We start from the raw sequence: 15,533 nt of genomic DNA on the forward strand, positions 1-15,533 counted from the left end.
TTCGCGCCTTGCAGTTCGTTGACGATGCCGTGCCAGGTGGTCGCATGACTGATGCTCGGATTATCGCGATTGCAACATGAATGGGTGCTGAACGGGACATTCATGTTGCGGCGCACAGGGCGGTTGGAGATTAAAAAATTTTGAAGGGGCCTTTATGAATATCACGTTGCTGGTGCAATTTTTGGCACTGATAGACGAGATGCGAAGCAGGGATGAGATTGTTCAGGAATTCGAGCGTCTCATGGACCACTATGGTTTCGATTATTACGGAATTGTCCGCCAACCCAAGCCCGACGAGAATCCGTTGAGCCTGCTGCTTGCCGGCCGCTGGCCGGATGGCTGGCCGCAGATCTACATCAAGAAAAAATACGTTATCATCGATCCGACCATCCGCTACCTCGGCCATGCGCAACGCGGTTTCCGCTGGCGTGATACGCTGGTCGCCTTCCGCTCTGATCCGCATCGCAAGCGTATGGAACGCATGATGGTCGAAGCGCGGGGCCATGGCCTCTATGACGGCTATATCTTCCCTGTTCACGGACGCCGGGGTCTGCTTGGCAATATGACTTTGGGCGGTCGTGTCGTCGATCTCAGCCCGGTCGAAATGAGCATCTTTGACGGCATTGCCAAGAAGATATTTTGGCGCCTGCTGGAGCTTTCCGACCCGACCGTGCTTGCGGAAATGGTATCCACGGTCGATGTGCAGATGACCCGCCGCGAGATGGAGGCTCTGCACTACCTGGCAGACGGCATGACTTCGAACGAGATCAGCAAGATCCTCGATATCTCCACTCATACCGTCGATTGGTACATGAATGGCATTCAGGACAAGCTGAACGCGAAAAATCGCCATCATGCCGTGGCGTTGTCGTTTCGTCTGGGACTGATTTCCTGATCGAAAATGAATCTTTCCCGGGCGTCACTCTGAAATTGAACTTCAAGTCATGAAACGCTAATAATTCTTTTCGCGGTGCAGCATTACCGTGTTTCAAGTCTTGAGGAGTCCGACTTGCCCATTTCCAAAATCCTTGTCGCCAACCGTTCTGAAATTGCCATTCGCGTCTTTCGCGCTGCAAACGAACTGGGAATAAAAACGGTTGCGATATGGGCGGAAGAGGACAAGCTGGCGCTCCACCGGTTCAAGGCGGACGAGAGCTATCAGGTCGGGCGTGGGCCGCATCTTGCCCGTGATCTCGGCCCGATCGAAAGCTATCTGTCGATCGAGGAAATCATCCGGGTTGCCAAGCTGTCCGGTGCCGATGCCATTCATCCGGGCTACGGCCTTCTGTCCGAAAGCCCGGAATTTGTCGACGCCTGCAAGGCGGCCGGGATCATCTTCATCGGCCCGACCGGGGACACGATGCGCCGGCTTGGCAACAAGGTGGCGGCGCGCAATCTCGCCATCGAGATCGGCGTACCGGTCGTGCCGGCCACGGACCCGCTTCCCGATGACATGGTAGCCGTTGCCAAGATGGCTGAAGAGATCGGCTATCCAATCATGCTCAAGGCCTCCTGGGGTGGTGGCGGCCGCGGCATGCGGGCGATCCGCGATCCCAAGGATCTGGCCCGCGAGGTGACGGAAGCCAAACGCGAGGCGATGGCCGCCTTCGGCAAGGACGAGGTCTATCTTGAAAAGCTGGTCGAGCGTGCGCGCCATGTCGAAAGCCAGGTTCTCGGCGATACCCATGGCAATGTCGTGCATCTGTTCGAGCGCGACTGTTCAGTTCAGCGCCGTAACCAGAAAGTCGTCGAGCGCGCGCCGGCACCGTATCTGAGTGAAGCCCAGCGGCAGGAGCTGGCGTCCTATTCGACAAAAATCGCCAAGGCGACGAACTATGTCGGCGCCGGCACCGTCGAATATCTGATGGATATGGACTCGGGCAAATTCTACTTCATCGAAGTCAACCCGCGCATCCAGGTCGAGCACACCGTTACCGAGGTCGTTACCGGCATCGATATCGTCAAGGCGCAGATCCATATTCTCGAAGGCTTTGCCATCGGCACGCCGGAATCCGGCGTTCCGAAACAGGAAGACATCCGTCTCAACGGTCATGCCCTGCAGTGCCGCATCACCACGGAAGACCCCGAGCAGAACTTCATTCCCGACTATGGCCGTATCACCGGCTACCGTTCGGCCTCCGGCTTCGGCATCCGCCTCGACGGCGGTACGGCCTATCCCGGCGCTGTCATCACCCGCTATTACGATCCGCTGCTGGTGAAGGTTACCGCCTGGTCGCCGAGCCCGCAGGAGACGATTGCCCGCATGGACCGCGCCCTGCGCGAGTTCCGTATCCGCGGCGTTGCCACCAACCTGACCTTCCTTGAAGCGATCATCACGCATCCGAAGTTCAAGGATAACAGCTACACGACCCGGTTCATCGACACGACACCGGAACTGTTCCAGCAGGTCAAGCGCCAGGACCGTGCCACCAAGCTGCTGACCTATCTTGCTGACGTCACCGTCAACGGCCACCCGGAAGCCAAGGGCCGCCCGAAGCCCAGCGCCGATGCGGCAAAGCCGGTCATCCCGCGCAGCCAGGGCGAGATCGTTGACGGCACCAAGCAGAAGCTCGATGCGCTCGGGCCGAAGAAATTCGCCGAATGGGTGCGCGCCGAAAAGCGTGTGCTCCTGACCGATACGACGATGCGCGATGGCCATCAGTCGCTGCTCGCCACCCGCGTGCGCACCTATGACATCGCCCGGATCGCCGGAACCTATGCCCGCACGCTGCCGACGCTGTTTTCGCTCGAATGCTGGGGCGGCGCGACATTCGACGTTTCAATGCGCTTCCTGACGGAAGATCCGTGGGAGCGCCTTGCCAAGGTGCGCGAGGATGCGCCGAACCTGCTGCTGCAGATGCTGCTGCGCGGTGCCAATGGCGTCGGCTACAAGAACTATCCCGACAATGTCGTCAAATATTTTGTTCGTCAGGCGGCTCGGGGCGGCATCGACGTTTTCCGCGTGTTCGATTGCCTGAACTGGGTCGACAACATGCGCGTCTCGATGGATGCGGTGGCGGAAGAGAACAAGATCTGCGAGGCGGCGATCTGCTATACCGGCGATATCCTCAACTCCGCCCGCCCGAAGTACGACCTGAAATACTATACCGCGCTGGCTGCAGAGCTTGAACGGGCCGGCGCCCACATGATCGCGCTGAAGGACATGGCGGGCCTGTTGAAGCCGGCTGCTGCCACGGTCCTGTTCAAGGCGTTGCGCGAAGCAACCGACTTGCCGATCCATTTCCACACGCATGATACATCGGGCATCTCGGCCGCGACCGTCCTTGCTGCCGTGGATGCCGGTGTCGATGTCGTCGATGCGGCGATGGACGCTTTCTCCGGCAATACTTCGCAGCCCTGCCTCGGTTCAATCGTCGAGGCCCTCCGTGGCTCGGAACGCGATCCGGGCCTCGATCCCGAATGGATCCGCCGCATCTCGTTCTACTGGGAGGCCGTGCGCAACCAGTACGCCGCGTTCGAAAGTGATCTCAAGGGGCCAGCATCGGAAGTCTATCTGCACGAAATGCCGGGTGGCCAGTTCACCAATCTCAAGGAACAGGCCCGCTCGCTCGGTCTTGAAACCCGCTGGCATCAGGTGGCGCAGGCCTATGCCGATGCCAACCAGATGTTCGGTGATATCGTCAAGGTAACGCCGTCATCCAAGGTGGTCGGCGATATGGCGCTGATGATGGTCTCCCAGGATCTGACGGTTGCCGATGTGAAGAACCCGGCCAAGGACGTGTCCTTCCCGGATTCGGTCGTGTCGATGCTGAAGGGCGATCTCGGTCAGCCTCCGGGCGGATGGCCGAAGGCGCTTCAGGAAAAGGCGCTGAAGGGTGAAAAACCCTATACGGAACGTCCCGGTTCGCTGCTTGCCGACGCCGACCTCGATGCCGAACGCAAGGCGATCGAGACCAAACTGGAGCGCGCCGTCAGCGACTGCGAGTTCGCTTCGTACCTGATGTATCCGAAGGTCTTCACCGACTACGCGCTGGCCGCCGACACGTATGGCCCGGTTAGCGTGCTTCCGACACCGGCCTATTTCTACGGTTTGACCGCCGGTGAAGAATTGCTGCCGGAGCTTGAAAAAGGCGTCTCGCTGGTCGTCCAGCATCAGGCCATGAGCGAGCCGGACGAGCAGGCAATGGTCAAGGTGTTCTTCGAGATCAACGGCCAGCCGCGCCTGATCAAGGTTCCCGACCGCAACCGCGCGGCATCGAGCACAGCCCGCCGCAAGGCCGATCTCGGCAATGCGGCCCATCTCGGTGCGCCGATGCCGGGCGTTATCTCGACGGTCTCGGTATCCGCGGGACAGGCGGTCAAATCCGGCGACGTGCTGCTATCCATCGAAGCGATGAAGATGGAAACGGCGCTGCATGCGGAAAAGGACGGCACGATCGCCGAAGTTCTCGTCAAGACCGGTGACCAGATCGATACCAAGGATCTTCTGATCGTCTATGGGGCTTGATGCCTCCCTATCGATGCAAAACGGCCGGGTAAAACCCCGGCCGTGATCGGCGGTAAAGATTTTCTCGCAGAACCTTAAGGTTTCAGCGAACGCTTCGCCATCCATTCGGCCATCATCGCGCTGCTGTCGGTGGCAAAGCGTTCTTCGAGCACTTCAGACATGGCTATGCGGTCGGCGCGGAAATGCCGGTAGTCCTCGCGCAGCTCGCACCATGCGGCAATCAGCGTGACATCGACATAATAAACCGTGGCGATCGGCCAGATCGTCCGTCGCGACCGGCGCTGCTGCTCGTCAATATAGGTGATATTGATCTTGCGGCACGTGCGGATGGCATTGCGCACAGCGAGCAGTTCGATCCCGTCGGGGCGGACTGTATCCCCTTCCGATACATAGAATCTCGGAGATGCCAGGTAAGAGCGCAACTCCTTCGGTACAGTGTGCTGAAGCTTGTTCAGCACACTCTCCGCAGCTTCCTGCAGTTTCGGATCGCGAATGCGATGCACGAGGTTGGCGCCAACCGTGATCGCCTCGACCTCCTCCATCGTAAACATCAGCGGCGGGAGGTCGAACCCCTTGCGAAGGAAGTATCCAAGCCCGGGTTCTCCCTCGATTGGGATACGGCGTGCCTGCAACGTCGCAATGTCGCGGTAGACGGTTCGGGTCGTGACTTCCAATTTTTGCGCCAGCGCAGAGGCTGTTGTGGGCTGCGTCTTTCCGCGCAATGCCTGGATGATATCAAAAAGACGATCGGCGCGGCGCACGCATGAACCTCCCAAACACCACTGACAAAACGGTGTCAGTAGCATCGGAGTACAAAGCCCCGGACGCAAGGGGGCAACAATGCAAGACGATCAAAACAAATGGCTCGGCACGCTGCTGATTATAGGGTCCGCGGTTGCCTACAGCTTGTCTGGATACTTCACCCGATTGATTACGCTCGATGTCTGGACTGTTCTGTTCTGGCGGGGAATCTTCGGTGGGCTCTTCATCGGCGCTTATGTTGCGTGGTGGTACCGGAAAGGCTTGTGGGAAGCGATCCGCGCCATCGGGGCGCCCGGCCTTTGGGTGATGATGCTGTCCACGCTCGCGACGATTTGCTTCATCAACGCGCTGCGTCTGGCTCCAGTAGCAGACGTCATGACAATTCATGCCGCAATTCCGTTCATGACTGCCATGCTCGCCCTGATCTTTACAGGGGAGCGGGAAGACTGGACGACATGGGCTGCCAGTCTCACAGCGCTGGTCGGCGTCATGATTATTGTCAATCCGCAAGCCTCCGTTGGCTATCTGACGGGCTACGGCTTCGCGACGGCGATGGCGCTATCGTATGCAGCTATGATCGTGGTCATTCGCAAGAACCGGCATGTGTCCATGCTTCCGGCTGCGTGCCTATCTGCCTTTGTCTGCGCACTTGTGGCCCTGCCATTCGCCGATCCCATGCAGGTGACGGTGGCTGCCATGTTTGATCTTGTGCTGTTCGGAACTGTCCAATTCGGGCTCGGACTGTTGTTGATGACGGTCGGGACGAGGCTGATTTCCGCAACCCGTTCCGCGCTCATAGGCAGCATGGAAAACCCGCTCGCACCGCTCTGGGTCTGGCTGGCCTTCGGGGAGCTTCCCGCTTGGGCCACCTGGGTTGGAGGCAGCTTGGTCATGGCGGCGGTCATCTTTGACGTTTTGAAAAAATCGAAGCGGCAGCACAAAGCGAGCAAGACACTGGCTCAAAGTCAGAGTTTCGTCCGCCGCTAAAACTCCCGGTATTGAACCCTTGCGGCTGAGCGAATGGTGCATTGCTAGAGTTGCGCGTTAGACACAAACCGTCAATTTCATCGTCAAATATCGTAATTATTGCCCGCACTCAGCGATGAGATGAACTTTTTCGTCCGATCCCGTTCGGGCGTCTGGAAGATGTTTTTCGGTGCGCCGCTCTCGACGATCAGGCCTCCGTCGAGGAACAGGACCTGGTGGGCGACCTTGGAGGCGAGGCGCAGGTCGTGGGTCGCCATGATCATCGTCGTGCCTTCGGCTGCAAGCCGGTTCAGCACTTCGACGACTTCTTCCGCCAGTTCCGGATCGAGCGCCGAGGTCGGCTCGTCGCAGAGCAGCACACGAGGCGAAGGGGCAAGCGCACGGGCGATGGCAACACGTTGTTGCTGGCCACCGGAGAGCGTCGCGGGCCAGGCATCTGCCTTATGCGCCATGCCGACCTTTTCGAGCAATTCCTGTGCGCGGGCTCTTGCCTTCTCCTTCGGCCATTTCAAGACCGTGACTAGGCCCTCCATGACGTTTTCAATGGCAGTCTGATGCGGGAAAAGCTGGAAATTCTGGAAGACCATGCCGGTCTGGCGGCGCAGGCGCTGGATCGCGTCCCAGCCTGTCTTCCTGTTCGGCTCGAAGGTGATTTCTTCCTCGCCCAGCCGGATCGTTCCGGCGGTCGGGATTTCCAGAAGGTTGACGCAGCGCAGCATCGTGCTCTTGCCGCCGCCGGAAGGGCCGACCAGCGCAGTCACGGTGCCTTCGGCAATCCGCACGCTGATATCCTTCAGGACGACGTTATCGCCGAAGCGTTTTTCGATATGGGTGAGCTCGATCATGTGCGCGCCTCCAGGAAACCGCCATAGCGGGCGAAGCGTTTTTCCAGCCGGACCTGCAGCGCGGAGAGAACGGAGCTCAAGGCCAGATAGAGCAGGGCTGCCTCGATATAGAGGATCAACGGTTCATAGGTGGTGGCAACAATGCGCTGCGCAGTCTGGAACAGTTCGGGGACCGTGATCGCCGCCGCAAGTGACGTATCTTTCACCAGCGATATAAAGGTATTCGACAAAGGCGGTACGGCGACACGTGCTGCCTGCGGCAGGATGGTGCGCCGCATCGCTTGGCTCCAGCTCATGCCGATCGAATAGGCCGCCTCCCACTGGCCGCGCGGCACTGACGAGATGACCGCCCGGATAATTTCGGATGTGTAGGCGCCAATATTCAGTGTGAAGCCGATCAGGGCCGCCGGGAAGGCGTCGAGCAGGATGCCGACGGCGGGCAGCCCGTAAAAAATCACAAAGAGCTGGACGAGCAGCGGCGTACCGCGAATGACCCAGACGTAAAACCGCGCTACGGCGGCCAGTGGCCGCGGGCCGAATAGCCGCACGACAGCAGTTAATAGGCCCAGCGCCAGTCCGAATGTGAACGACAACAGTGTCAGCGGAATGGTGAAGATCAGCCCGGCGCGTAGCAGCGGCCAGAGTGAATCGAGCATCAGTTGAAGCCAAGGGGGCACGGGCGGGCCTTTCAAACGACATGATCCGCCCCGGATGCCGGAACGGATCATGTCTTATAGTTCACAGAACGGCGCGGCGAAACCTGTCCCGCCGCGCCGTTTTAAAGGTTATTTCGAAACGTCTGCGCCGAAATACTTCTGCGAGATGGCGTCGTAGGTGCCATCGGCCTTGATGTCGACCAGCGCCTTGTTGATGGCTTCGAGAAGTTCAGGCTCGCCCTTGCGGACGATGATGCCGGAATAGTCGGCATTGGCCTGCTCGGCAGCGATTTTCACCGGCGCATCGGGCTTCTTCTTCTTGAAGTCGAGAAAGGACAGGCTGTCGTTGATCGTCGCATCGGCGCGGCCGGTCAAAACCAGCTGGATCGACTGGTCGAAACCGTCGGTGCCGACGAGTTCAGCACCGGAAGCCGTTGCCAGCTTGCCGAAATTGCTGGTCAGCGACTGAGCCGCGTTCTTGCCCTTCAGGTCTGGGAAATCCTTGATGTCGGCATTATCCGACTTGACGATCAAAACGGCCTTGGAGGCGATATAGGGCTCGGAGAAGTCGTACTTCTTCTTGCGCTCTTCGGTGATGCCGACCTGGTTGATGACGGCGTCGTAGCGGTTGGCGTCGAGGCCGGCGATCAGCCCGTCCCACTTGCCTTCGAGGAATTCGGCCTTGACGCCCAGCTTCTTGGCGACCGCTTCGCCGATTTCGACGTCGAAGCCGACGAGCTTGCCGCTTTCGTCATGATAGGTGAACGGAGCGTAGGTGCCTTCCGTGCCGATCTTCAGCGCGCCAGCCGACTTGACGGCTTCGAGGTTTTCACCGGCGTGAGCGGTACCGAACGAAACCAGCTGGGCGAAGGCAGCAGCGGCGAGAAGTGTGGGAACCCATTTCATTTTGTTTTTCCATCTTTTTGGTCCGGCCCGTCTGCCGGTGTGAAGGGGACAATCGCATACCGCCCGACGCATGACAGCACACAAAACTTCATTGTGCGCTGCAAGAGCGAAAGGTTTTTCTCAAATTCAGGCCGTTTCAACCCAAAATTGGCGCCGGACGGCTAAAATCAAGGCGGAGTGCTACTTTTTACGGCGGCGCCGCTGCTATTTCCGACATTCGTCACATAAATCGATTGAAAAACCACTAAAAGAGGATTATGCACGTTTATGCCGATTTGCACTCATTCATGCGTGATTTGAATTTGCCATGCAAACAGACCTTCTTTTACGACAGAGGCAAAGCCTGATTCAGGATCGCCTGCGGCTGTCCGGCCGCGTGTTGGCGGTTGATCTGGCGCAAGAATTCAACGTTTCCGAGGATACGATCCGCAGGGATCTGCGCGAACTGGCAGCTGCCGGCCTGTGCGAGCGGGTCTATGGCGGCGCGTTGCCGTTCGTGCCTGGAGGCACGACGCTGTCCCAGCGTGTCAGCGAAGCGCCCGAGCGCAAGGCGGCGCTTGCCGCCGCCGCCGTTCCTTTTATCAAAGCCGGTATGACTGTCTTCTTTGACGCGAGTTCGACCAATCTCGCGATCGCACAGGCGATTCCCGCTGGTCTGGAACTGACGGCGGTCACCAATACGCCGCTGATCGCGTCTGCGCTCATGGAAAATCCGGACATCGATATCATCTTGATCGGCGGCAAGATCGACCGGCTGGTCGGGGCTGCCATCGGTGCCAAGGCACAGCGTGATGTTTCCGTGCTGCGGCCCGATCTCTGCATTCTCGGGGTTTGCGGCGTCGATCTTGATGCCGGACTGACGGCCATTGAGTATGAGGATGCGGAATTCAAGCGACTTGTCGCCCGCAACAGTGCTGCGGTTCTGGCGGCAGTGACCAACGATAAGCTGGGCACCTCTGCCCCACACGCGGTCATTACGGCGCAGGAATGCACGACGCTGATCGTCGAGCATGATGCAGTTCGAAAAGCCGCCGATCTTTACGCGGGCCAAGGCATCAAAGTCGTTTACGCAGGAGGAACAAAAGCATGAGGATTGCCCATGTCGCACTCTGGACCGCTGACCTTCATCGTCTCTGCCGCTTCTGGGCCGAAATCTTCGGCGCCACAGTTGGCGATCTCTATCAAAGTGCAAGGCGCCCCGGTTTCTCGTCACGATTTCTGTATCTGAAGGACGGGCCGTCGATCGAATTGATGCAAGGGCCCTGGATCAACGGCGAGGAGGAGCAAGGCGAGCGCCAAGGCTACGCGCATCTGGCCCTGTCTCTCGGCAGCCGCGAGGCTGTCGATGCCTTGGCAACGAAAGCGGCGGCATCCGGCATCCTTCTGTCACCGGCCCGCATGACGGGCGACGGCTTTTACGAGGCCGTCCTCAGCGACCCCGACGGCAATCCCATCGAAATCACGGCCTGACGCCGGTACTGAATTCTACAGGAAGAGACCATGGATCAACACACTACCAAATCGCCGCAGGCTGCCGTCCGGCAAGGCTACATGCCAAAGAGCCGCCTCGCCGTCTCGCTGCTCTTCCTGATGAACGGTTTCGTCACCGGCAGCTGGGCGCCCAAAATCCCGGAATTCAAGGAAAAGCTCGGCATCAGCGAAAGCGTGCTTGGTCTGCTGATTCTCGCCTTCGGCATCGGTTCGTTGATATTGATGCCGATTGCCGGTGGCTTCATCGCCCGGATGGGGTCGCAGAAGGTGGTGAGGGTGACGGCGATCATTCTGTCGCCGCTGCTTCTGCTCCTTACGCTTCTTCCCAATGTCTGGACGGCTGTTTTCGGCATGCTTCTGCTCGGCGGTTTCGTCGGCGCCATGGACGTGGCGATGAATGCCAATGCGGTCGAAGTGGAAAAGTCGATGCGCCGGGCGATCATGTCGTCCTGCCATGCCTATTGGAGCCTCGGGGGCCTGATCGGCGCTGCGAGTGGCGGCCTGATCATGGCGCATTTCGGCGTCTATGTGCATGCCATCCTCGTCACGCTGGTCTGCCTTTCGGTGCTGGCGGTTGCCTGGCCGATGATCCTGGCTGATCAACCACACCCCGATACCGCCAAGCAGAAGCTGCGGCTGCCGTCCAACCCGCTGCCCTGGCTGATCGGTCTGGTGGCCCTGTTTTCCATGGTGCCGGAAGGCACGGTGCTCGATTGGGGCGCACTCTATCTGCGCAATGAGCTTGGCGCATCGGTTGCGATGTCAGGTTTTGGTTTTGCGGCCTTCTCGGCGACGATGGCGATCATGCGCTTTGCCGGTGACCATGTCCGCGACCGGTTCGGTGGTGTGAAAACCCTGCGCGTCTGCACCCTGACGGCGCTGGTCGGGCTCATGCTTGCTGGTCTGGCACCCAATGCGCCGCTGGCCATCCTCGGCTTCGCGCTCGCCGGTGTCGGTATTTCCAACATGGTGCCGATCGCGTTTTCCGCTGCGGGTAATATGCCGGGCCTGGCGCCGGGCATCGGTTTGTCGGTCGCCACCTTCATGGGCTATTCCGGAATGCTGTTTGCCCCGTCGCTGATCGGCTTTGTTGCCGAGCACACAGGCTTCTCGATCATCTTCACCTGCGTGCCGATTCTGTTCATCGTCGTTCTGGCGCTCTCGCATCATGCGGTGCATGCCGACCCGAAGGGGCACGATTGAATGATGATTGGCCTTTGCAATGGCCCCTCATCCGGCCTGTCGACCACCTTCTCCCCGCTGGACGGGGAGAAGGGACTTGCGGCAAACTCCGTCATCCCCTCTCCCCGCCCGCGGGGAGAGGGTTAGGGTGAGGGGGCCTTGGGACGAACCGATCGGCAATGGCAGACATCAAATCGCCGTCAATGAATGATGTTGCCGTTGACAAGGCGGCTTTCCTCATCCACCTCAGGGAAAGTCGCCGCAACAGCACGTGCAAGGGGCTTTCATGTCTTCCGCCTTCGATTATGAACCGCAACCCCGCAGGGCCTCCGTTGCCGTCGATGTTGGCGGGGTGATCGTCGGGGGCTCGGCGCCCGTGGTCGTCCAGTCGATGACCAATACCGATACGGCGGATATCGATGCGACCGTTGCCCAGGTCGCCGCTCTTCACAGGGCCGGTTCCGAACTGGTGCGCATCACGGTCGATCGCGACGAAAGCGCTGCCGCCGTGCCGAAGATTCGCGAGCGCCTCGAGCGTCTTGGCCTCGATGTGCCGCTGATTGGCGATTTCCACTATATCGGCCACAAGCTTCTGGCTGACCATCCGGCCTGCGCCGAAGCCTTGGCAAAGTACCGCATCAATCCCGGCAACGTCGGCTTCAAGGCCAAGAAAGATAAACAGTTCGCCGACATCATCGAGCGCGCCATCCAGTTCGACAAGCCGGTCCGTATCGGCGTCAACTGGGGATCGCTGGATCAGGAGCTCCTGACCAAGATGATGGACGACAATCAGGCCAACGGCTTTCCGCTGACAGCCCAGCAGGTGATGCGCGAGACCATCGTGCAGTCGGCGCTGATTTCGGCAGAGCTTGCCGAGGAGATCGGCCTGCCGCGCAATCGCATCATCCTGTCGGCCAAGGTGTCGAATGTGCAGGATTTGATCGCCTGCTATGCGATGTTGTCGACCCGTTCCAACCATGCTCTGCATTTGGGCCTGACGGAAGCGGGAATGGGCTCGAAGGGCATCGTTTCGTCTGCTGCGTCACTGGGCATTCTCATGCAGCAGGGCATCGGTGATACGATCCGCATCTCTCTGACGCCGGAGCCCGGCGGCGACCGCACCCGTGAGGTGCAGGTGGCGCAGGAATTGCTGCAGGTCATGGGCTTTCGCCAGTTCATTCCGGTCGTTGCCGCCTGTCCGGGCTGCGGACGCACCACCTCGACGGTGTTCCAGGAGCTGGCGCAGAAGATCGAGGGCGATATCCGCCGCAACATGCCGGTCTGGCGTGAAAAATATCCGGGCGTCGAAGGCCTGAAGGTCGCGGTCATGGGCTGCATCGTCAATGGCCCAGGTGAAAGCAAGCATGCCGATATCGGCATCTCGCTGCCCGGTACCGGCGAACTTCCAGCCGCGCCCGTCTATATCGATGGCAAGAAGGCGCTGACGATCCGCGGCACCAATATCGCCGGTGATTTCGAGACGCTTGTCGGTGAATATATCGAGAAGCGTTTCGGTCAGGGTCAGGCTGCAGCCGAATAGGCTATAGTTTTACCGTCAGCAGCTTCAGGCCGGCGAAGGCGAAAAAGCCGGCCATGGCACCTTCTATCCAGCGGCGGGACTTCTTGTAGCCGCGGTGCACGGGCTCGATCGAAAACAGCAATGCAAACCCCATGAAGATGATGACGCCGAGCAGCATGCAGCCGCCGATCAGGATCGGCATGACCTGCGGCGCATCTTGCGGCGTGCCGAGCGAAACCAGCGTCAGCCAGGAAAAGATCGCCTTTGGATTGGTCAGGTGGATGCCAAGGCCCTTGAGGTAAAGGCGGTGAAGCGAGGGTGGCTGCTTTTCGAGCAGTACTGATGCTTCGGTTTCTTTCCGCATCGCCGCTTTTAGTGCCTTGAGCGCCAGCCAGAGCAGATAAAGCCCGCCCGCGATCTTCAGGATGAAGAGCGCGTTGCCATATGTGCGGATCAGGGCCGATAGCCCAGCAGCCGCCAGCATCGCCCAGGTGTAGGAGCCCGTGAGAACGCCCGCCGCCAGCGCCAGTCCGCCGGCGCGGCCGCGGCTGATCGAGGTGGAGATGATCGCCACGATCGCAGGTCCGGGCGAAGCGGTGGCGATGATATAGGCGCCCCAGGCGACCATCAGTTGCGGCAGGTAGGGCATAAGGTTTGACATGCGCAATCTCCGGTGCGGTGCTTTCAAGCGCGGCAGGCCGCCATCATGCCGGTCACGAATGGAAAGAGAATGCGCATTCTTGTTGCGGTGACAATTTTGGCGGGCGGAGCGGGCGGGGTGTCTGGCTACACCTGTACCTCATCCGCCCCTCAGAACCGTTTGGCCGTTCAGTGGTTGCGATTTGCGATGAAACGGGCGGTCTCGTTGAGAATATCGGCGCGCGTGCCGAATGGCTCAAGCAGGACGGCAGCGTCTGCGACCAGCGCTGCCAACCGGGTTTCCGCCCAAGCCTGACCGCGCAGCGAAACCAGCGTGCCCTTGCCCCGGGCCGCATCCTTGCCGGTCGCCTTGCCCATGGTCTCCGCATCCGCCGTCAGATCCAGCAGATCGTCGGCAAGCTGGAACGCGAGACCAACGGTTTCGCCATAAGTTCGCATCAACCAGCGTTCATCGGCACTGCCCCCGGCGATGATGGCGCCGGCTTCGCAGGCAAAGCGGATCAGTGCTCCGGTCTTCATCGCCTGTAGTCTGACGATGGCCGCTTCGTCCGGTTCTGATGTCTCGGCTGCCAGATCCAATACTTGTCCACCGGCCATGCCGCCGACGCCGGAGGCGCGCGCCAGCGCCAGCACCAGCTCGGTCTTCTGCCGATCGGGAAGGTTGGTCTCCGGGGCGGCGATGATGTCGAAGGCGAGTGTCAGAAGGCTGTCGCCGGCCAGGATCGCATTGGCTTCGCCATAGGCGATATGCACGGTCGGCTGGCCGCGGCGGACGTCGTCGTCGTCCATGGCCGGGAGATCGTCATGCACAAGTGAGTAGCTGTGGACACATTCAAGCGCTGCGCCGACGCGCAGGGCCGCTTGCCGGTCGCCACCGAGAAAGGCGGTGCTTTCTATGACCAGGAATGGGCGCAGGCGCTTGCCGCCGTTCAAGACCCCGTGGCGCATCGCAGCAAGGAGGGGTGCCGGCCGTGTAATTTCGTCTGCCTGCGGTTTTTCGCCGAGAATGCCGGTCAGGCAGGCCTCGATGTCTGCGGCGTTGCTCTTCAGGCGGATTTCGAAGGATGTCTCGCTCATGCGGCGCTGTTTGCCATGACTGTGCGCCCACTGGCAACGGGATTTTACCATATCGGCAGCCGCAGGCGCGGCTTGCTGTGTAATGCCGAGAAAACCATTCAAATTTAGCCGTGCTTGCTCTATGAAAATTGGATGGATTATCAGGCGGGCGTTTCAGGCGTGGACATCGTACCGGAAACTCGGGGGGAGGAAGAGGACGTGTCTTCCAGCCGTTCGCGAGGATGGGGTCAGGCCTTGCGGCGGCGCTGGCGGCAGATCGCATTGATCGCGGTTGCCTTCGTGCTGTTGCCCTATGTCCTGATCATCCTCTACGCGCCGAGCTTCATCCATCCGATTTCAACACTGATGTTGCGCGATCTCGTGCTTCTCCGCGGTTATGACCGCCAGTGGGTCGCCTTCGAGGATATATCGCCCAATCTGGTCCGGTCGGTGATGATGTCGGAAGATGGCCAGTTCTGTATTCATGATGGCGTTGACTGGGTGCAGATGCGCGGCGTCGTCACGGATGCTCTGGAGGGCGAATCCACGCGTGGCGCCTCGACGATCCCGATGCAGACGGCCAAGAACCTCTTCCTGTGGAATGGCCGCTCGTTCATCCGCAAGGGCATGGAGCTGCCTTTGGCGCTTGCGGCAGATTTCGTCTGGAGCAAAGAGCGGATGATGGAACTCTATCTCAATGTCGCCGAGTGGGGGCCTGGCATCTATGGCGCCGAAGCAGCGGCAAGGCACCATTTCGGCGTTCCCGCCGCCAAGCTGACCCGGCGGCAGGCCGCACTTCTCGCCGTATCCCTGCCAAATCCGATCGAGCGGAACGCCGGCAAACCCGGCCGTGGATTGCGCAGTCTGGCCTCGCTCATCGAGCGCCGCGCCAGCCGGTCCGGCGAATATATCAAATGCCTTTATGAGTGAGATCAGGTCTTTTCATTGGCTGTGATGGTACGGTGTCGTCTATAGCGAGTCTTAGTTTACCTGGATCGGAG

Annotated in this window: 14 protein-coding genes; 8 read left to right on the forward strand and 6 right to left on the reverse strand. The window is 59.9% G+C overall.

The window, feature by feature from the left end:
• Positions 1-154: 154 nt before the first annotated feature.
• Together ASC96_RS08740 and pyc are read left to right on the forward strand one after the other, a co-directional pair.
• Positions 155-895, forward strand: coding sequence for a LuxR family transcriptional regulator (locus tag ASC96_RS08740; protein ID WP_060502631.1), 741 nt, complete (start codon positions 155-157; stop codon positions 893-895).
• A gap of 114 nt (positions 896-1,009) precedes the next feature.
• Positions 1,010-4,468: a pyruvate carboxylase gene (pyc, locus tag ASC96_RS08745; RefSeq protein ID WP_060502632.1), complete on the forward strand. Its 3,459-nt coding sequence runs from the start codon at positions 1,010-1,012 to the stop codon at positions 4,466-4,468.
• A gap of 74 nt (positions 4,469-4,542) precedes the next feature.
• Here pyc and ASC96_RS08750 read toward each other — a convergent pair whose 3' ends face one another.
• Complete coding sequence (locus ASC96_RS08750) at positions 4,543-5,229, reverse strand: YafY family protein (RefSeq protein WP_060502633.1); 687 nt, start codon at positions 5,227-5,229, stop codon at positions 4,543-4,545.
• Between the two features lie 79 nt (positions 5,230-5,308).
• Between ASC96_RS08750 and ASC96_RS08755 the strand changes: the two genes are divergently transcribed.
• Positions 5,309-6,217, forward strand: coding sequence for a DMT family transporter (locus ASC96_RS08755; protein WP_060502634.1), 909 nt, complete (start codon positions 5,309-5,311; stop codon positions 6,215-6,217).
• Between the two features lie 83 nt (positions 6,218-6,300).
• Here the strand turns inward: ASC96_RS08755 and ASC96_RS08760 are convergent, their stop codons facing one another.
• From ASC96_RS08760 to ASC96_RS08770, 3 genes are all read right to left on the reverse strand, one after another.
• Positions 6,301-7,062, reverse strand: a complete 762-nt coding sequence (locus ASC96_RS08760) for an amino acid ABC transporter ATP-binding protein (RefSeq protein ID WP_060502635.1) — start codon at positions 7,060-7,062, stop codon at positions 6,301-6,303.
• Positions 7,059-7,739 (reverse strand): amino acid ABC transporter permease, encoded by a 681-nt coding sequence (locus ASC96_RS08765; RefSeq protein ID WP_060502636.1) that lies wholly within the window; start codon positions 7,737-7,739, stop codon positions 7,059-7,061. Before ASC96_RS08765 ends, ASC96_RS08760 begins: the two co-directional genes overlap by 4 nt.
• 108 nt (positions 7,740-7,847) lie before the next feature.
• Positions 7,848-8,624, reverse strand: coding sequence for an amino acid ABC transporter substrate-binding protein (locus tag ASC96_RS08770; RefSeq protein ID WP_060502637.1), 777 nt, complete (start codon positions 8,622-8,624; stop codon positions 7,848-7,850).
• Between the two features lie 307 nt (positions 8,625-8,931).
• On the opposite strand from ASC96_RS08770, the gene ASC96_RS08775 reads away from it, so the two are divergent.
• From ASC96_RS08775 to ispG, 4 genes are all read left to right on the forward strand, one after another.
• Positions 8,932-9,714 carry a DeoR/GlpR family DNA-binding transcription regulator gene (locus ASC96_RS08775; protein ID WP_060502638.1) on the forward strand — a complete coding sequence of 261 codons (783 nt, stop codon included), beginning with the start codon at positions 8,932-8,934 and terminating at the stop codon, positions 9,712-9,714.
• On the forward strand, positions 9,711-10,094 hold the full coding sequence (locus tag ASC96_RS08780) for a VOC family protein (protein ID WP_060502639.1): 384 nt from the start codon (positions 9,711-9,713) through the stop codon (positions 10,092-10,094). The genes ASC96_RS08775 and ASC96_RS08780 overlap by 4 nt, the downstream gene beginning before the upstream one ends.
• Before the next feature lie 30 nt (positions 10,095-10,124).
• The gene (locus ASC96_RS08785; protein WP_060502640.1) at positions 10,125-11,318 is read left to right on the forward strand and encodes an MFS transporter; all 1,194 of its coding nucleotides are present in this window, start codon (positions 10,125-10,127) and stop codon (positions 11,316-11,318) included.
• Between the two features lie 265 nt (positions 11,319-11,583).
• Complete coding sequence (gene ispG / locus ASC96_RS08790; RefSeq protein ID WP_037097109.1) at positions 11,584-12,837, forward strand: flavodoxin-dependent (E)-4-hydroxy-3-methylbut-2-enyl-diphosphate synthase; 1,254 nt, start codon at positions 11,584-11,586, stop codon at positions 12,835-12,837.
• Between the two features lies 1 nt (position 12,838).
• Here the strand turns inward: ispG and ASC96_RS08795 are convergent, their stop codons facing one another.
• A complete protein-coding gene (locus ASC96_RS08795; RefSeq protein ID WP_060502641.1) occupies positions 12,839-13,477 on the reverse strand; it encodes a LysE family translocator in 639 nt (212 codons plus the stop codon).
• A 167-nt stretch (positions 13,478-13,644) separates the two neighbouring features.
• Positions 13,645-14,553 (reverse strand): polyprenyl synthetase family protein, encoded by a 909-nt coding sequence (locus ASC96_RS08800; RefSeq protein WP_060502642.1) that lies wholly within the window; start codon positions 14,551-14,553, stop codon positions 13,645-13,647.
• Positions 14,554-14,685: 132 nt separating this feature from the next.
• Between ASC96_RS08800 and mtgA the strand changes: the two genes are divergently transcribed.
• Positions 14,686-15,462 carry a monofunctional biosynthetic peptidoglycan transglycosylase gene (gene mtgA / locus ASC96_RS08805; protein WP_060502643.1) on the forward strand — a complete coding sequence of 259 codons (777 nt, stop codon included), beginning with the start codon at positions 14,686-14,688 and terminating at the stop codon, positions 15,460-15,462.
• Positions 15,463-15,533 lie beyond the last annotated feature (71 nt).

The sequence above is a fragment of the Rhizobium sp. Root1204 genome (assembly GCF_001424965.1).
Classification (GTDB): domain Bacteria; phylum Pseudomonadota; class Alphaproteobacteria; order Rhizobiales; family Rhizobiaceae; genus Pararhizobium.